Here is an 18,076-nt window from a genome sequence, read left to right on the forward strand (position 1 = left end):
CATAGAAATATAACACGATACTAGCTTAAGTATCAGGGCTTTCTTTTGTTTGAAAGCCTCTAACGATGCGAGATAATTCTGCCTTTTCATCCGAGACAACCCTGGAAGGGGAACCGCTAACGATTCGCTCATAATTGCGGAAAGAGTCTTTAATATCGGGTCCATCAGCAGTAATGTTGTATTCACGAATACCTTTATCGTGCCAAGACCCGCGCATTTTGAATACATTAATTGCGCGTGCCATTTCCCCTCGAATCTCAACGTACTGCAACATTAAGATTGTGTCGGTGATTGTTGATATGTGTGAATCGGTAATCGAGTGCGACCCCATAAACTGGTCGGTTGTATTTGTGAAAAAACCTGTAATTTCTTCTTGTTTTGCATAACCTGTTACACCGATTACAAATTGTCGGAAAGTGTTATTTGTCACTCCTCGCGCTAAAGCTGATAATGAGTCGATAGCAATTCGCGCTGGTTTAAATTCTGCAATTTCGGATTTTATTATTTGTAAATGGTCTTCCAAACCTGTAGATTCGGGGTAAGTACAAATAATTTTTAATAATCCTTGCCGCTCTAAATCTTCAAAGTCAATACCCCATGAGGAAGCGTTTCTTGATAACTGCGCCCGCGATTCTTCATAAGCAAATAATATTGCTCGTTCACCATTGTTACAAGCTTCTTGTATAAATTGGCTCACTAGTAATGTTTTTCCTGTACCAGTGGCGCCTGTTGCTAAAATAATAGAGTCTTTGAAGAAACCACCGCCACACATATCATCTAGAGTTTTGACGCCAGAAGAAACACGCACGTTTGAAGAACGCTGTGTCAAGCGCATTGCTCCCAGAGGAAAGATATTGACACCATCGTTAGTAATTGTAAAAGGATATTCTCCCTTCATATGCGTAGTCCCACGCAATTTCAGGATTTCTATTGTCCGGCGCCGACGTTCCCCTTCTAATACGTTACGCACAATTACCACGTTATCAGAAACAAACTCTTCAACTCCAAAAGACGCAACCGGGCCGTATTCCTCACCACGCTCTGTAGTAATAATTGTTGTCACGTTGAGCAACTTTAAACGTGCTACTAAACGAAAAATTTCTCGACGAACAACTCCAATCGCTTCATACTGCTGAAAAACTGCCGTAATTGAATCGATAGATACTCGTCGCGCCTTATACTTCCTAATTGCGTACTGCAATCGTTCAATTAGCGCACTCAAGTCAAAATTGCCTACAATGTCTTGCCCTTCAGGGTCAGGAGATGCGTCGAGTATAAACAACTTTCCCTCTTCGATTAGACGTTGTAAATCCCAACCAAATATATAAGCATTTTTTATAATATCGCTCGGTGACTCCTCAAAAGTGACAAAGACACCAGGTTCATTAAAAAAATGAATCCCGTTGAATAGAAACTGGAGAGAGAATAATGTCTTGCCAGTCCCAGATGTACCGCTGAAAAGGGTAGTTCTACCAATGGGCAATCCCCCATGACTAATGTCGTCGAACCCCTCTATCATCGTGCGAATTTTATCTACACCACCAATTCTGGGTGTGTTTTTTTGCCCTGGCAGGTCGTTATCACTCATTTTTATGCCACTTTTTCTATGAACTCAGGTCGATATAGTATATTTTTATCTCTAGTGTTCTATTCTTCAAATAAATCTTCTTCTCTTAGTTCTTCATACAGCAAATCTAACCCTATCAATACTCGTTCACGGTCTGACAAATCTCCTATAATTTTACGAACTGGTGGCGGCAAAATTTTCGATAAAGTCGGTGTCGCTAATATTTTGTCTTCTTCTGCCAACTGCGGATTTTTCATCACGTCTATGACTTTCAAAGCGTATACACCCTGAAACTCTTGCTCTAATATGTTTTTGAGCGTTTTCAATGCCCGTACTGAGTTCGGTGTGTTACCCGCTACATATAGCTTCAGTACGTAAGTTTTTCTTACTTTATTCATATGAGTATTGCTTACTTGGGTAGCGAACCTCGATACGCTTCGCACAAATGAGCAAGAATATCGATGAGCGTCAAGCGGTAATCAAGCAGTGCTTCATCGCTTCGCCCTTCTAATTTTAACTGTTTAGAAAACTCATCTATAAGTTCCATATGCATTTCGATAATTTGCGGCACAGGAATATTAGCACAAAACAGCGCGTTAATAAATTTGTCTATTAAGTCTTGCAGTGTTTGCTCTTGGGTAAAGTAATTAATCAGAATCACTCGATACTGTGATTTTAATTGCTCTAGCACTGCTCGCTGCTCGCCTATCGTCATTTGTGATAAGTGCTTGACGTTCGTTATCGATTCTCCTACCATGCTGTTTTTTTCGGGTAATATCTACCTACGGGCAGATACATATCGCTATATCTAATGAGCATTTTTATAAATGGCGCCTCCCTGATGAGTTACTTTCGTGTTGACAAAAATCAAATAATCCTGCTGATAATAGTTAATCTCCACTCACAAGCGTTATTTTAATATCATTGGCATCGTCAAAAATCTGTAACATTGCTTCGCAATTTAACAAGTTGATAAGATACTTGAACTCATATTAAAAAATGTCTCATTCTAAATCATTATAATTCCTAAAGGTTGTTATCGCTATTTTCAAGCCATAATTGTCATAGCAGTTGTTATCAGGAGTTCCTGCACGCCCAATAGTTTTTGTAACAGTACATTACATAACGCTCGCACGACTTCTGTACCATTGTTTGAGCAAACTTATCCGTCTTATTTACAACGGTGTCTTGTCTCAAATTTTAATAACCGTGCTATTGTAAGCCTGTTTTACGCGCACATGTTTGACTTGTATAACTTAACCTAAATCTCTTTAAGTTTAAATTTTCGACAAGCGTTTAAGCGTAGTTTTTCACACCGTTGGCATTTTAGGGGCGCCAAGGGTGCTATTTGTTACAGTTTTAGCTTGCGGAACCAGAATGACGAGAGCAAAAAAATGCCAATGCTAGAATATCCGCTTGATGAGTTTATTATAACCGTTCCTATCTGCTGGCAATCCACAACTCTTTTGGATGTATTGTCCATCTTTGAATCTGAAAATTCCGAACGGCTAGTTGTTGTCTCAGAACTTGGGGCGCCTACCGGAATTGTACATTTAGCAAGTTTGTTGCCGCAAGTGCTAGCCGTCACACAAGGACAGTCTGCCCAAAATTTGCAGCACCAAATTCTCACATTCAATCATGCTATTAAAACGATACGTGTAGTATCCATAGAAGCAACAATTCAAGAATTTAGTCAAGTTTTATATTCACCAGGCGACAGTGATACATCTATAGTTGTAATAGATTCTTATGGAAAGTATGTAGGATTAGTTGACACGACTCGATTGCTTAAGCATTTGAACAAGTTAATAGTCAATAATAGTTCCAATAGTAGTAATAAAACGAAAAAGCAATCGTCAGCACGCACAAGTAAAAAAAATCCTGCTCTCAAACCATCACAACCATCAAGTCTGACGTTAAATAGTTCTTTAAAGGCAAGAGAAAAATCTCAACAATATCAATCGTTAGTACAACTGCTCGAACGTTTACCTTGGCCTTTAATGTTGCAAACGAGTGCTGGTGATATTGTGGCGCAAAATCCAGCATGGTGGCAGCAGTTAGGAGTATTAAAAGACCCAGATGGAGTACGGCAAGAAGTCGAGACAATTTTGTCAGATGGTATCAAACCACGTACTACGAGTCGTAACACACAATCAACTTCAAGTAAAAGACGTAGCAAAGCCAAAAATAATCGTTGTGTCCTTGATAGTCAGTTAGGAACTTGTACTTGTGTAGTTGAAGTGCAAAGCGGTCAAGAACGGGTATGGCAGTTCGCAAAAATTCCCCTTGATAGTCCTGAAATTAAGGTATTGGAGGAATCTCTTTCAACGGAAACCGAAATTGCCGCAAATAATATTAGACAAAGTTATGTAAACACCTCTCAGGATATCCAGTCCTCAAACGGTTCAACTTATGAAGTTCCTTCCAGGCATTTTGTTTCATTACTTGATGGGCATCAATTAAATTCAATTGTTAGTTATGGTGGTGGATTATGGTTAGTGCTAGCAACTGATGTTACCGAACAGCAGCAACTCAGTAAAGAATTAGCGGCAAAAAACGCTGATTTGATTCAAATGAACCGTTTGAAAGACGAGTTTTTGGCATGTATTAGTCATGAACTCAAAACCCCTTTAACCGCAGTTCTTGGGTTATCTCGACTTTTAATTGACCAACAGTTAGGTGAATTAAATGAACGGCAAGCACGTTACGCTGGACTTATTCATCAAAGCGGGCGCCATTTAATGAGTGTGGTTAATGATATTCTTGATTTGACCCGAATGGAAACCGGGCAAATGGAGTTATTATTAGGTTCTGTCAAAATTAAAACAGTATGTGACCTAGCTTTAACAGAAAGCAAAACGATTCACGCCTCATCGAGTAAAGTACAATCAGAAAAAAACCACGAATTTAATTTATTTATAGAACCAGGTTTAGACGAAATTATTGCTGATGAGCAGCGGTTGCGGCAAATGCTCGTCCACTTGCTCTCTAACGCTTTCAAATTTACCGAAGGTGGTGGCAAAATTGGTTTGCGTGTTAACTATTGGGAAGGTTGGGTTGCCTTCACTGTTTGGGACACAGGAATTGGTATACCTGAACACCAACAACATTTAATTTTTCAGAAATTTCAACAGTTAGAAAATCCATTAACCCGTCAGTATGAGGGTACGGGGTTAGGACTTGTATTAACTCGTGCTTTAGCGAGACTTCATGGAGGTGATGTTAGCTTTTTATCACGAGAAGGTAAAGGTAGTCAGTTTACGCTTTTGCTTCCTCCAAGTCCTCCAAAAGCAGGTTTTACAGAAAACTCACTCGACCCTCATGGACGTAAAGAGCTTGCTACAGAAAAATTGCAAGATAAAATATATAGCTACCAGCAAGATATCAACTTAAAACGTCAATCATTTTTTGATGCAGTACCGTCTACAAAAAATAATTTTGAGACAACAGGTAACGTTAGAGGGCGCCATGATTCCTCACAAAGATTAATATTATTAGTCGAAGCAGTAGGTAGATATATAGAGGAGTTAACGGAACACCTAACTGGAATGGGGTATCGTGTAGCTATTGCGCGTTCTGGATGTGAAGCAGTCGAAAAAGCGCGTAGGTTACAACCCAAAGCAATATTTCTCAACCCACTGCTACCACTATTATCAGGTTGGGATGTACTAACATTACTCAAATCAGAAAATGCCACACGTCACATTCCTGTAATTGTAACTGCGACTGTTGCTGAGAAAGAACAAGCTTTTGCAAATCGTGCGGATGGATTTTTACGTTTACCTGTACAGCATCAAATGCTGGCGCCATTATTAGACAGTTTATCAGTTTCACCCGAAGTCAAAAAACAAACTGGAGAAAATATAGAGGTAATTCCTGCGAACGTTCCACTACGAATTTTGCGACTTGTAAATCCTGATCTAGTTAGTAACCAACCTTCACTACCTGACCATCGCGTTATCGAAGTTGACGACCTCGAACAAGCAGAGTTGCTAGCACGGGTTTGGCAATTCGATGTTATGCTTTTAGATGCTCCGATTGAAACAGCTAAAAAATATCTCGACACCATAAGTCAACATCCTCGTTTAGCAACTTTACCACTGGTGACATGTAACGTTGAAGCTGCTCAAGTTGCTTCCCAAATTTCGGGACTTTCAGTTTTTCCCTGTTTAACTCCCTTGGATAACGAGGAAAAAAATACTCTTAATATCAACACACTTCTTTCGGTGTTGCAAATAGCCGCAGGGATATCTTGCCCACCTAGTATATTAGTAGTCGATTTTGCCATACTGCCAGATTTACCCGAAGCGCGCAATACACATTTGCGTAATCATCGCGTCGAAAAGCATTTAGGAAATCTAAGTGATAACACTAGTATAGCACGTGCTTCTGAATGGATGCAGGCATTAATTCAGTATTTACAAACAGGTGGCTTTAAAACAGCACCTTGTCGCTCATGGTCTGAATTATTACAGCAAATTCGCCATCGTAGTATTGACTTAATGGTGGTTTGTTTAGAAGAATCGGCGCCAGAAAAGCAAATAATTTCTACACTTAAAACCTTAGAGAAGTTACCTTTTAATTTACCACCAATGTTAATACTTGACCGACGTGTAAACACTAACGAGAACCAAGAGAATCTAATTTCAATAGTATCAACTCACACGTCAGCAAAGTCAACCGCTAAAACCTTACCTCGTTCTATTTCGATGGAAGATTTACTACATGAAATTCATAAAATTTTAAAATCTTAGAAACCTAGAAACCTGGTTTCTTTATGATAACTTGTAATAAAAACGACTATTTTGCTTAGAAACCAGGTTTCTTTGCGACCCTTGCTAATTGATAGGCGCCGCTATCACCCAAAACCTTATAATCAGTTGGTTGTAACCCCATTTCTAAAAATTTTTTCGGTTGTGTTAAAACTAATACCGATGAAGAAGTATTTTTGGCAGTTTTATTTAGTATATACTGGCTCGCAGCTTCATTCGTCCTAATGTAATTAACATGGCGTTGAGTGTAAAAAGCTACGGTAGGTTTTTTGAAGCCAACCATAATAAGTTCTTCTTGGGGTTGAATGTTTTGGACAGCAACAGCAGATAATTTACGTAAAGGTAGCTGTCGTTCACCGTCTAGAACAAATAATGCTGGTGTTAAAGCAAACACTAAAAATAAAGCGAATGCAATTAAATTAATACCTATTAAAGCAACCCAGTATTTTTTCAACACTAAAAACGCTAACACTATTGCACAAACAAGCCAAATTATACCACTGACAACCGTAATATCTGATTGTTGTATAGTTTGAGCAATATTTGGTGCAGCAGGGTCATAACCAAGTAGTTTAGGAACATAGAACAAGGCAACAGAACAAGCGGAGACAAAAATTATATTAACCCAAGCACTGAAGCGAAACCCAGGAGTTGGGGACTTGGTTAAAACATCAGCCCATAATATCCCCACAAGTATAGCGCAAGCAGGCATTAAAGGTAAAACGTAGCTAGGAAGTTTTGTAACAGCAATAGTAAAAAAGCCAAATACGCATAAAAACCACATGAACGCGAATAAGCTAAGTTGTTCAACTCTGGGTTTATGGCGCCAATTTTCTCGTTGCCAAAACTTTAAATTAAGCATCGCACTCGGTAAATAAACGGAATATGGCGCAAAACCGAGCAATACTACAAGAAAATAGAAAAACCAAGGTGCCTGATGTCCATTTACAACATCAGTAAAGCGTTCAACGTTATGATAGCCAAAAAATGAATCTATATAATCATTATTGCGCCAAATCACAAGCATATACCAAGGCGCCGATAACCCAAAAATAATTAATAGACCCGGAATCAGACGTATTTCTCGCAGCACCTCAAAAAAGTTACCAAGATAAAATAAAAAAGCCGCAATTACTAAACCTGGTAACACTATACCAATAGGCCCCTTAGTTAAAATGGCGCCTGCAACCAAAACATAAAAAGCAAAATACCAACCACTACTTGCTTCTCCTTCCTGCTGTTTCGCATAGCCAAGAAAAAAGCAAAGCAAAGACGAAGCTATACAACCAGTAAGCAACATATCAGAAACACCCGTTCTACCCCAAACGAGCATCGACGTATTAAAAGCCATCATTGCTGCTGCTAAAGAAGGAATAAACCAGCGACGAGTCGGCAATTTAACACCCTCTAACGCATCTCGCTTTAAAAAATACCACTGTAAAGTATAAAAAGATAAACCTATCGTTGCCATAGCCGCAACAGCGCTAGGAATACGCACAGCCCATTCATTTACACCTATAATTAAATATCCAATAGCTTGAAACCAATAGACCAAAGCAGGTTTATCAAATCTTGTTTCATCATTAAAAAAAGGCGTTATCCAATCATTACGCACTATCATTTGCCGTGAAGCCTCAGCAAACAAAGGCTCAGTTTCGTCAATCAAACCGATACTACCCAAATGCCAAAAAAACGCCAACCCACAAACCAAGACCACCCATAACACAGAATAAACCACAGCAAGGGCTGGACGTTTATTAATATACTGGTACCAATCATCTAAAGCACGATTAATCATTATTCTATATATTCAACAGTCAGGAGTTTATAATTAATTTAATCAATATTCACAGTACTATATAAGTCAATGTCGTAAGCTACATAATAATAGTTGCCTCTCCTTTAATTAACCATATAGTAATATAGCAAAACGTATCAAAACGTAGGTTGGGTGGAGCAACAGCGGAACCCAACATTAATTTTGTTAATATAGGGCAGGCAGGGATGCCTACCCCACAAGAGAAATTAAATTAATTTAAACTCATCAAACTTAATCACTTCGCTTTCTGGCTTACGGGTATCAAATCGATAACTGCTTATTGTAGATGTTTCAGTATCAAAAATACTAAACACAGTAACTTCATTACTTGAAATATAAGGCATTTTGCCGCCCTCTTCACTAAACATCGGCGCCAGTGTAGGTATAACAGGTTCTAAACCGTTAGGGTCTCCCATTTCAATATAATCATTGCTGCCCATAGTAGGCACATTACCACGCTTACGGTTACCAAAAGCGGCGCCGTAAGAATTACCGACATTAGAAGTTTCAATAAAATGCATTCCCGATGCACTCGTAAAACGGTTCCACAAATGCGAATGTCCAAAAAATACAAGTTGTACTTTTGCTGCTTCGAGTAACGGTATTACATCACGCATTAAATAATCTGCATTTTTGGGATATTCATATCGCACATCTTTAATATTACCGTTATCATCGTGTTCGATAATTTGTACTGGGTCAGTGTAAGCAGGAACAATATTATCACCGAGTGTATGAGGTGGATGGTGCAGCATTACTACTTTATATTTAGCTTGTTGAAATTCCAAACTGTTTAATTCTGCTTCCAACCAGTTATACTGTGTACTTCCTTTTGCTATCGGTTCATAAATAATTTGCCCATAACCCCAATTTTCTGGGTTTTCTAAATCATCTTTTGGTTCTCCATACTTACCTTTACGTCCATCTTCGGTTGATACAAACCGCCACATATTTGTAGCATACAATACTACTAAACGTATATCACCAAAGGTAGTAGCGTAATAAGTTTTGCCTCCGGTTTCGCTTTCAGGCAAAGTAAAAATTTCTTCGTATGTATCGGTGTTGAAGGAATTATCTTTTAAATATTCTTCTCCATATAACTTACGCGCGATATTACGAGGAATAGTATCGTCAAATTCTTTGTTCAAACTATCTTCACGTGCGAACCGTCCCATTAATTCATGATTTCCAATACAGGTAAACATGGGAGCATGTTGTATAATTTCTCCACCCGTATAAGTTATTTTCGTTCCATCCCAGTCCATTTCGTAATTACCGCGTCCCTGTAAGCAAGGGAAAAAAGCATTACCTCGGTTATCATCAAACCATTCGCTCGCGCGGTCAGGAATGTTAACTAAATCACCTGCAAACCAAACTGCATCAACTTTCCCAATTGCTTTTGTAACTTTTTGTAAATTTGCCGCGACCATTGGCTTGATTTGATGGTCAGATGTGAGAAGAATTTTTAAAGGGGTATTAATAACTGGGAGAGGCGCCAAAGTAAATACATCACTAGTTACAGTGGCGCCGTTATCAGTGCTTGTAACACGATAGTTTACTCGTACACCGGGAGCTAAATTGGTAATTTTGGCTTCGTGGCGCCAAATATCGCGGGTAACGGGTTGTTTGTAAATTTGTCTGTCTTCGCTTTGGTTGCCAACTCGTGAATTTTGGTCTTCGCGGGTACGAGTGAGTTTGGTTGTAGTGGCGCCTGTGCTTAGATTAAGATTTTCGCCGTAATATACTGTATGTTGTGAACCAGCGAACTCTGTAAACCAAACAACATGTATTCCTGTAGGAGTTGGAAGTTGTAGGAAAGGGTCGGTTAGTAGTTTTAAGGTAGATGACATATATATAAGAGCAAATATTATCAGAAGCTAAATACCATCAATAGCTTACTCTAGCAACCAGCCAAATAAATCTGCTACTGTTAATTTAAATTCACTTGTAAAAGCTGGTACGGGTAATTGTTGTTGAGGTTCATCGAATAGTTGTACTGTTTCGCCTATATAAACAAACACCGTTTGCTCGTCTGGATCAATCAGCCAACCCATTTGTGTACCATGTTTTAGGCAGTGTAAAATATTTTTTGTTACTTTTGTTTGACTTTGTTCGGGAGATAATATTTCAATCGTCCAATCTGGAACGAATGGAAATACATTAGCAATTTCCCCATTTACATCACGTGGTATGCGCTGCCAAGTGAATACCGACACATCTGGTACAACTGAGCGACCGCCAAATGTACAACGTAGTTCAGGAAATGCTCGTGCAATATGTGGCGCCTTAACTACAGCATTAATAGCAGTAACCGATTCACCTTGAATAGTACTATGTTTTCCTTGTAGCATTGGCTTTTGAATGATTTCTCCATCAATGTATTCGCTAGCAGGTTTAGTTTCTGGTAGTTTTAGAAACTCTTCTAACGTCAATGGCTTAGATGGTGTACGTACCATACAACAATTCTAGTAAGTTTTTTATTTGGGTTCTTGTATTATATTTTAAACGAGGACTATATCCAAAATAGTAATTCTCTGTCAACGTTTAGATAAGTTACAATCTCTAATTGCTAAGTCCGAAGGTAGAAGTAATAAGCGATTACGCTGGAAATTAAGGAAACTTTCTGTTGCGATAAGAACTCGGATAAGGAATCTCACTAACGAAGTTCATAATAAAGCTTCTGTTGTCTTAACTAAAAACTATAAACACATTTTTCTTCCCACGTTTGAGACTTCCAAAATGGTTGTGAAGAAGAAAAGAAAAATAGCTTCGCGCGTCAGCAGAAACATGCTTACTTGGTCACATTATAGGTTTAAACAAACTCTTAAGTTTCACGCACTCAAACGAGGTTGCGTTGTACATGATGTAACTGAAGAGTATACTTCAAAAACTTGTTCTAAGTGTGGTCACGTACATGAAAAACTGGGAGCAAATAAAAAGTTTAAATGTCCTCATTGTGGTCATTCCTTACCGAGAGATTGGAATGGTGCAATTAACATTTTTATTAAGTCTTTAAATGACTTAACAAGTGCTTCGACTTCGGTTGAGGCTGGGGAGGATGTACCCCAATACACAGTAGAAATTAGTACATGTTACTAGTTTTTACCGGGTTAAATGACATCCGTTCAGACAGAAGAGAATTAAAAAAAGAGCAGCAATTACCCAAACATAAATTGTAGGTTGGGTGGAGGCTTTGCGGAACCCAACCCAACCCAACCCACTTATAAAAAATTAACCGATTTTTTGCAACTGCGCGACTCGTGGGTCAATAATTTTCGTCCCCAAACTTGGAAACTTAACTGCTACAGAGGTTTTATTGTTTGGGTCAAATACGTGTGTGATTTCACCCTCTCCAAATGTTTTATGTAGCACTATATCGCCAACTTCCCATTTTGTTCCTGTACCTCCTGTACTGGCGCCACTTCGGTCACTTCTAATATTATTTGTACTAGTTCTAACATTAGCTTGGCGCCCACCTTGTTGTGTTGCGATTAATTCTGTAGGTAGTTCATCGAGAAATTGGGAGCGAATAGCTGGTTCTCTGCTACCGTATAATCTACGTTCGCGTGCGTGGCTAATAAATAACCTTTCTTGTGCGCGAGTAATACCAACGTAACATAGGCGCCGTTCTTCTTCTAAAGAAGCGGGGTCTTGCATAGAACGGTAGTTAGGAAATAATCCTTGCTCTAAACCAACTAAGAAAACAATTGGAAATTCTAGTCCTTTTGATGCGTGTAATGTCATTAAAGATACTGCGGCATCACCCTCTTTCAAATTATCCAAATCGGAACTAAGAGAAGTTTTTTCCAAATAACCTTGTAAAGTCGCGTTATCTTCGTTTTCTTCTTGGAACTCTAATACAGCATTATAAAGTGCTTGGATGTTTTCGATTCTGTCTTGTGACTCGTCGGTTCCTGTTGTATGTAAATCTTGCACATAACCAGAATCTTCAATTATTCCCTGCACAAGTTCAGCAACAGGAAGCGTCTCAACTTGTCCTTGCCACTTTTTAATAACATCGGCAAACCCATTTACAGCTTTGGCAGCACGTCCAGCTAAAGTATTAACTGATGTTTCATCGCTGAGAATTTCCCATAAAGTAGTACCTAACTCTTGAGAAGCTCGCGATAGTGTATCGAGCGTTGATTTACCAATACCACGTCTAGGAGTATTAATAACGCGCATAATACTAACAGTATCAGCAGGGTTACTAACAGCTTTGAGATAAGCTAAAATATCTTTAATTTCCTTACGGTCGTAAAATCTAAACCCACCAACAACCGTATAGGGAATTTGATATTTTACTAATAAATCCTCAAAGGGACGCGATTGAGCGTTAGTACGATACAGTATAGAAAAACTTCCCCAATCTATATCAGGGTTTTCATGTTCGAGCTTACGAATTTGGTTAACAACAAAATCAGCTTCTACAACTTCATCGTCAGCTTTAAATAAATAAATTTTCTCACCAGCAGAACGAGTTGGTTTGAGAACTTTATCAATACGTTCTGTATTATTTTCAATTAAAGAATTAGCAGCTTCTAAAATATTCTCACACGAACGATAGTTTTCTTCTAACTTTACCATCGTACTGGTATCGTCATCATCTAAACCATCACCAAAATCGCCCTGAAAACCCATTAAAATGGTAAAATCAGCCATGCGAAATGAATAAATTGATTGGTCTGCATCCCCCACCACGAAGGTAGAACGGTCATTCCAATTCCAATTATTTTTATCAGTTTCACCATTAGTAGATAGCAAGCGAATTAAATCATACTGTGTTCTATTAGTATCTTGATACTCATCAACTAAAATATGATGAAACTTGCTATGCCAATAATTTAAAACTTGTTTATTTTGTTGAAATAATCTTGTTGGTATCAAAATTAAGTCGTCAAAGTCAAGCGCGTTATTTTCCGCTAACCTATCTTGATAACAACTGTAAACTTGAGAAATTATCCGACCACGATAATTAGGCTGTTCACGCTCAAACTCTTTGGGTGATAAACCTTGGTTCTTGGCGTTACTAATAGCATACCGTACTGAACGGGGTTCAAACTTTTTATCATCAAGGTCGAGTTGCTTTGTAACAATCTCCTTAATTATTGCGTTGACATCAGAGTCATCGAATATAGAGAAATTTTTGTTCCATTTGCGACCGTTCTCATCCTGATATTTATCTATATCTAACCGGAGAATGCGCGAAAACAAACTGTGGAACGTACCGCACCACATATCTTTAATAACATTCTTATAAACGCGCGAACGTAACTTCACCTGGTCATACTCAGGTAACAAATCATACTTTTCTCCATATTCTTGCATCGCCATGTGGTCGGCGAAGAGTTTTTGGATACGTTCTTTCATTTCCCGCGCGGCTTTATTGGTAAAAGTAACCGCTAAAATATTCTCAGGGTCAACATTGTGTTCGAGAATTAAATTAGCGATACGATAAGTCAGAGCGCGTGTTTTGCCAGAACCGGCGCCTGCCACAACAAGCAAAGGCCCGCAGTAGTGTTCGACGGCACGGCGTTGACTGGGGTTGAGGTGACTAAGGAAATTAGAAGTTGTCGTCATGGACATAGACATATTTCTGTGTGTGGAGCAGAAGTAGCCTCACAATAAATGAGTATAGCTATCGGCTACACTACACTATCCTACCGGATTTTAGTTATAAGTATTATGTTGTATAGGCGCCTTTTTGGTGTGAGATAGCCGAATTAAATACCGCGTAGGTTGGGTGGAGGCTTTGCGGAACCCAACGTAAAACAATAATCAACTTAATAAACGCTCCTTGTAAGTACCATTTGCCTGAAAGATGTGAAATAACCGAATTGATATTGTAAAAGGATAAGAAAATGACTTTAGAACAATTACAAAACTGGGCACAAGCACAAATTAACAATACCGCAAAACAAGAACTAAGACCAGATATTGGAATTTCGGTATTGGAATTAGTTGATGAGTTGGAGAGGTTACAAGATTATGTAAAAGAATTAGAAAGCAAATTAAATCTTACAACAGATAGTTAATTTTGTAGTTTGGGTAGAAGGGCGCTGACATAAATGCTTCCCGTTCTTACTAGAGTATATTTCAAAGTATAGCTAACTTAGGCGGTTAATGTTTATGAATGCGAGCTACTTCCCAAATAATCAATCAGCAACAAACGCAAGTGGTCAAGTTGCTCAACATATTTTTGAGTTTGTGGGTACATTTCTAAGTTTTGGAAATACCACTTTGTAAAATAGTCGATATTGAAAACATTTAGTTGTCGAAGATGATTCACATTTTTACTGTTTAATGAGACATCTGAGGTATTTAATATCGCTTGTTCAGCATATCCTTGAATATCTGTTGAGAATAACTCCATTACCCCTAAAATTGAAAATTCCTGCTCCTCCTCCCAAAGAGCAATTTCTCTACGTTCTGCTTTCATATCTTTATACATTTCGTCTAATTGCCTTGATAGTAAGCGAATATGCTCTTTAGTAAAGCTGTTATTAGCGTCTAATTTATCTGTCATGGCTACATTGTAACTATACCCTTTAAAACCACTATGCTAATTCTAATTTACTACTTGCAGTCAGTTATTCCTTGATAAAGCGCCTAACCTTTTCTACAGACCAGGATAGTGCCGAAGCTACTTGTTCAACACTTAAACCCATAGCTAATAATTGAGGTACAGCAGCATTTAGAGCTTTTTCAATTTCAAGTGTTTGCTTTTCAGCCTCAAGTTTTTGCTGTTCAGCTTTAAGCCTAGCTTTTTCGGCTTCAAGTTTTTGCTGTTCAGCTTCAAGCCTAGCTTCTGTATGCTTGAGCAGTTGTTCAGCCTGAATTCTAGCTTCATAGCTCTCCTCGCAACTTAAAAGTTTATTTCCTGTTTGAGGGTCGAAGAAACGTAGTTCGTCAGAAATTAAGCGTAAATCTAAGTTTAAAACGTCGCTGTGAATTGAGAAGGTAGCATCAGATAATATATCTTGTTGCATTGGTTCATACGTATTGGACAAATTTAGCCTAAATCCTTTCAAATTAGGATCAAGATAATCTTTGTGTGGGTCGTACAGAAAATACTCTGTAACTCCTAATGAAGCATACTTGATTGCTTTGTCTATTTGGTCTTCTTCTTGTGTTGACTCAGAAGTTATCTCCATCACGAAGCTTGGCGCTTTATTGTTTTCCTCCCAGAGTTTATAATTGTAACGACTCTTTTTTGTCACTCCAAACACTACAAATACATCAGGAGCAACAACAGCACTCGGTTCACCCTTTGTGTAGTAGATAAATAAATTAGCTGAAACATAAACATCTGCACGATTTTGAAAGTAGATATCTAAAGCATCAACACAGTAAAATAAACAATCGCGAGTCACGTCACTTTCTGCTATTGGTTTTCCATCCGAGTAAGGATAGATAATCTCGTTGTCGTTGAATGTGGTCATAATAATAAGTATCCCCACTTAATTCAGAATTAACTTAAAATTATATATTTCGCTTCAAAGCAATAACTATATACTCTTGACAATAGGTCGCAAAAAGACGGTTACTTGCACTTAAGCTTATAGTTATAAATGTTATTTGATTGAATATTATTCTTTAATAAGGCGCCTGACCTGCTCCACAGGAAGTTTAAGCGCCGAAGCTACTTGTTCAACACTTAAGCCCATAGCTAATAATTCAGGTATAGCACCGTTTCGAGATTCCTCAGCTTCAAGCCTAGCTTGTTCAGCCTGAAATTTTTTCTGTTCGGCTTTAATTCTTGCTTGTTCAGCCTGACTTTTTTCCTGTTCGGCTTTAATTCTTGCTTGTTCAGCCTGATCTTTTTCCTGTTCAGCTTTAATTCTTGCTTGTTCAGCCTGATCTTTTTCCTGTTCAGCTTTAATTCTTGCTTGTTCAGCCTGAAGTTCTTTTTGTTTAGCTTCAAGCCGACCTTTCTCACTCTCTTTAGGGCTTAGAAGCATATCCCCGGTTTGAGGGTCAAAGAAACGTAGTTCGTCATATATTAAACGTAAATCTAAATTTAAAACGCTGCTATGTATAGAAAAACTGCCATCAGGTAATATGTCTCGTTGTATTGGCTCATACGTGTTGGATGAATTTAACCTGAAACCTTTTAAGTTAGGATTAAGGTACTGTTCTTCTGGGTCGTATTGGAAATATTCTGTAACTCCTAATGAAGCATACTTGCTTGGTTTTGTTGTTTCATCTTCTTCTTGGGTTGATTCAGAAGTTATCTCAATTACAAAATCAGGTGCTTTGTTGTTTTCCTCCCAAAGTTTATAACTAAGACGCTCCTTTTTTCTAATTCCAAATACCACAAATACATCAGGAGCAATTACAGCACCTGGATCACCTTGTATATAATAGATAAATAGATTCCCTGAAACGTAAACATCTGTACGATTTTGAAAATATATATCTAAAGCATTAACACAGTAAAATAAATAATTGCGCGCTGGGTCGCTCTCTGCCATTGGCTTACCATCAGAGTAAGGGTAGATAATCTCGGCGTTAAGTTGGTTACTGAATGTGGTCATGGCTATAAAGACCTCAACTTAAATTAAGACTGAACTTAAGATAGCATGTTTAGCTGTAAAATAATATTTAAATACTATGAAGTTATTTAGTTCTAAAAGCCAATATATTTATTAAAAAATGTAAATATTCTATCAGCAGGTAAAAAATATTACTCTAGGCTATCACTTGCCAATTTCAAGTTTTGCAATTGAATCAATTGCCACATTCGCATTTCTGAGAATTTCAAATGCTTCATCATCAGATATTTTCAAAGTTTCAAGCTTATCTGAATTAAAACAAATTGAAACTAAGCCTTCTACTTCTAGAGTATCGTCTTTTTCTGCGTGATAGTAAAGGTAACTACAATCATCTATTGAAAGATTTTCCAATTCTTCCTCGTCCAAATTTGAATACTCTTCTCTCATCATAAAATAAGAAAGTGTACATTTTACCTTTAGAGAAAATGGAATTATAAATTTATTTTCACCATCAAGTTTAACTTCTTCTAGCTTGAAAACGATTTTTATTATATCTTCAACATCAGTAATTTCAGCTTCGTCCAAACCGTCGGCAGTAGTTATATCTACTGCAACTGTTTCTTCTTGAATTTGCAAAGCTAAAACTGATTTGATTTGAGATGTTACAAACGTTTGATTGGAATAAATGATATCTATAAGTTTTTGAAGGTTACTGATATGATTTTCAAGCCTAGGTAAATCAGAGTCATCTTTCCAATGTTTAGCTATATTCTGGACTGCTGTAAGTCTTAAATATAGACTATCTTCAGATTTTACACTATGTTTAAGAATTTCCAAAATATTTGGCTTCTCCTGTGAACCACTAGCTAAATTTTTTCTTACAGATTGCTCTTCGTCTATTTGATTAACTTGAGTAACAGGTACATGTAAGACGGTATTTTCTAAATTTTCTTCAATTATAAACTCCCAGGTATCGCTACGGCTACTACCAAACTTTAATTGCATTCCTGATTGTAATCGTACTTCTTCGTGGTGAATTCGTTGCCATGTTCCAGATTGATAAATTAACGTGCCTGCCGTTGAATCATCGCGCAAATAGTAATTTTGCTCTAATTTAGTATCAATAAAACTATCGCGGCAAATAATTTGAGCGTGTTGCCTAGAAACCAACAAATCAGGAATTATAATGTTGTTGTCTGTAGTACGACCGATACGAGTAACAGGAGTTGAAAGTAATTGCTTGTCACTATCGAAAAGTAGTCGCAGCGAAGCCACAGGGAAAGATTTGTTGAATTCTGGTAAAGAAGTAGGCAGTGCCGATGTGCTTTCATTCAAGCTACGAAGTAAGTAAGTCGGCGCCAATAAACCAAACTATGTAAAGATATATAAATACGGAAATGCATCTACATGAGGTAACACAGCT

The 18,076-nt window shown here is 37.9% G+C and carries 14 protein-coding genes; 3 read left to right on the plus strand and 11 right to left on the minus strand.

Annotation, left to right across the window (positions count from 1 at the left end; genetic code table 11):
* Positions 1-25: 25 nt before the first annotated feature.
* From kaiC to DSM106972_RS23910, 3 genes are read right to left on the minus strand one after another with little or no spacing between them, the layout of a single operon-like run.
* Entirely contained in the window at positions 26-1,588 is a 1,563-nt protein-coding gene (gene kaiC / locus DSM106972_RS23900; RefSeq protein ID WP_127083038.1) for a circadian clock protein KaiC, read from the minus strand.
* A gap of 59 nt (positions 1,589-1,647) precedes the next feature.
* Positions 1,648-1,965, minus strand: a complete 318-nt coding sequence (gene kaiB, locus DSM106972_RS23905; protein ID WP_019495861.1) for a circadian clock protein KaiB — start codon at positions 1,963-1,965, stop codon at positions 1,648-1,650.
* 11 nt (positions 1,966-1,976) lie between these two features.
* Positions 1,977-2,324 (minus strand): circadian clock protein KaiA, encoded by a 348-nt coding sequence (locus tag DSM106972_RS23910; RefSeq protein ID WP_127083039.1) that lies wholly within the window; start codon positions 2,322-2,324, stop codon positions 1,977-1,979.
* A gap of 637 nt (positions 2,325-2,961) precedes the next feature.
* On the opposite strand from DSM106972_RS23910, the gene DSM106972_RS23915 reads away from it, so the two are divergent.
* Complete coding sequence (locus DSM106972_RS23915) at positions 2,962-6,321, plus strand: hybrid sensor histidine kinase/response regulator (RefSeq protein WP_127083040.1); 3,360 nt, start codon at positions 2,962-2,964, stop codon at positions 6,319-6,321.
* Positions 6,322-6,376: 55 nt separating this feature from the next.
* On the opposite strand, the gene DSM106972_RS23920 is transcribed toward DSM106972_RS23915, so the two are convergent.
* From DSM106972_RS23920 to DSM106972_RS23930, 3 genes are all read right to left on the minus strand, one after another.
* Complete coding sequence (locus DSM106972_RS23920) at positions 6,377-8,137, minus strand: ArnT family glycosyltransferase (protein WP_127083041.1); 1,761 nt, start codon at positions 8,135-8,137, stop codon at positions 6,377-6,379.
* 227 nt (positions 8,138-8,364) lie between these two features.
* Positions 8,365-10,008 (minus strand): purple acid phosphatase family protein, encoded by a 1,644-nt coding sequence (locus tag DSM106972_RS23925; protein WP_127083042.1) that lies wholly within the window; start codon positions 10,006-10,008, stop codon positions 8,365-8,367.
* 45 nt (positions 10,009-10,053) lie between these two features.
* On the minus strand, positions 10,054-10,614 hold the full coding sequence (locus DSM106972_RS23930; protein WP_127083043.1) for a Uma2 family endonuclease: 561 nt from the start codon (positions 10,612-10,614) through the stop codon (positions 10,054-10,056).
* Between the two features lie 283 nt (positions 10,615-10,897).
* Here DSM106972_RS23930 and DSM106972_RS53745 point away from each other — a divergent pair, with 283 nt between their 5' ends.
* Positions 10,898-11,257 (plus strand): zinc ribbon domain-containing protein, encoded by a 360-nt coding sequence (locus tag DSM106972_RS53745; RefSeq protein ID WP_233787316.1) that lies wholly within the window; start codon positions 10,898-10,900, stop codon positions 11,255-11,257.
* Positions 11,258-11,389: 132 nt separating this feature from the next.
* On the opposite strand, the gene pcrA is transcribed toward DSM106972_RS53745, so the two are convergent.
* Positions 11,390-13,738 carry a DNA helicase PcrA gene (gene pcrA / locus DSM106972_RS23940; RefSeq protein ID WP_127083066.1) on the minus strand — a complete coding sequence of 783 codons (2,349 nt, stop codon included), beginning with the start codon at positions 13,736-13,738 and terminating at the stop codon, positions 11,390-11,392.
* Positions 13,739-14,019: 281 nt separating this feature from the next.
* Here pcrA and DSM106972_RS52235 point away from each other — a divergent pair, with 281 nt between their 5' ends.
* The gene (locus tag DSM106972_RS52235) at positions 14,020-14,193 is read left to right on the plus strand and encodes a hypothetical protein (protein ID WP_170213596.1); all 174 of its coding nucleotides are present in this window, start codon (positions 14,020-14,022) and stop codon (positions 14,191-14,193) included.
* A gap of 92 nt (positions 14,194-14,285) precedes the next feature.
* On the opposite strand, the gene DSM106972_RS23945 is transcribed toward DSM106972_RS52235, so the two are convergent.
* From DSM106972_RS23945 to DSM106972_RS53750, 4 genes are all read right to left on the minus strand, one after another.
* On the minus strand, positions 14,286-14,684 hold the full coding sequence (locus DSM106972_RS23945; protein WP_127083044.1) for a hypothetical protein: 399 nt from the start codon (positions 14,682-14,684) through the stop codon (positions 14,286-14,288).
* A 64-nt stretch (positions 14,685-14,748) separates the two neighbouring features.
* On the minus strand, positions 14,749-15,600 hold the full coding sequence (locus DSM106972_RS23950) for a Uma2 family endonuclease (protein WP_127083045.1): 852 nt from the start codon (positions 15,598-15,600) through the stop codon (positions 14,749-14,751).
* Between the two features lie 147 nt (positions 15,601-15,747).
* Complete coding sequence (locus DSM106972_RS23955; protein WP_127083046.1) at positions 15,748-16,695, minus strand: Uma2 family endonuclease; 948 nt, start codon at positions 16,693-16,695, stop codon at positions 15,748-15,750.
* 162 nt (positions 16,696-16,857) lie between these two features.
* The gene (locus tag DSM106972_RS53750; protein ID WP_233787317.1) at positions 16,858-18,015 is read right to left on the minus strand and encodes an FHA domain-containing protein; all 1,158 of its coding nucleotides are present in this window, start codon (positions 18,013-18,015) and stop codon (positions 16,858-16,860) included.
* Positions 18,016-18,076: the final 61 nt, after the last annotated feature.

The organism is Dulcicalothrix desertica PCC 7102 (assembly GCF_003991905.1).
GTDB lineage: Bacteria > Cyanobacteriota > Cyanobacteriia > Cyanobacteriales > Nostocaceae > Dulcicalothrix > Dulcicalothrix desertica.

What these genes read in the sequence shown, in the direction of transcription:
- kaiC (WP_127083038.1), bottom strand. Translation starts at nt 1,588, where the DNA reads ATGAGTGATAACGACCTGCCAGGGCAAAAAAACACACCCAGAATTGGT.
- kaiB (WP_019495861.1), bottom strand. Translation starts at nt 1,965, where the DNA reads ATGAATAAAGTAAGAAAAACTTACGTACTGAAGCTATATGTAGCGGGT.
- DSM106972_RS23910 (WP_127083039.1), bottom strand. Translation starts at nt 2,324, where the DNA reads ATGGTAGGAGAATCGATAACGAACGTCAAGCACTTATCACAAATGACG.
- DSM106972_RS23915 (WP_127083040.1), top strand. Translation starts at nt 2,962, where the DNA reads ATGCCAATGCTAGAATATCCGCTTGATGAGTTTATTATAACCGTTCCT.
- DSM106972_RS23920 (WP_127083041.1), bottom strand. Translation starts at nt 8,137, where the DNA reads ATGATTAATCGTGCTTTAGATGATTGGTACCAGTATATTAATAAACGT.
- DSM106972_RS23925 (WP_127083042.1), bottom strand. Translation starts at nt 10,008, where the DNA reads ATGTCATCTACCTTAAAACTACTAACCGACCCTTTCCTACAACTTCCA.
- DSM106972_RS23930 (WP_127083043.1), bottom strand. Translation starts at nt 10,614, where the DNA reads ATGGTACGTACACCATCTAAGCCATTGACGTTAGAAGAGTTTCTAAAA.
- DSM106972_RS53745 (WP_233787316.1), top strand. Translation starts at nt 10,898, where the DNA reads ATGGTTGTGAAGAAGAAAAGAAAAATAGCTTCGCGCGTCAGCAGAAAC.
- pcrA (WP_127083066.1), bottom strand. Translation starts at nt 13,738, where the DNA reads ATGACGACAACTTCTAATTTCCTTAGTCACCTCAACCCCAGTCAACGC.
- DSM106972_RS52235 (WP_170213596.1), top strand. Translation starts at nt 14,020, where the DNA reads ATGACTTTAGAACAATTACAAAACTGGGCACAAGCACAAATTAACAAT.
- DSM106972_RS23945 (WP_127083044.1), bottom strand. Translation starts at nt 14,684, where the DNA reads ATGACAGATAAATTAGACGCTAATAACAGCTTTACTAAAGAGCATATT.
- DSM106972_RS23950 (WP_127083045.1), bottom strand. Translation starts at nt 15,600, where the DNA reads ATGACCACATTCAACGACAACGAGATTATCTATCCTTACTCGGATGGA.
- DSM106972_RS23955 (WP_127083046.1), bottom strand. Translation starts at nt 16,695, where the DNA reads ATGACCACATTCAGTAACCAACTTAACGCCGAGATTATCTACCCTTAC.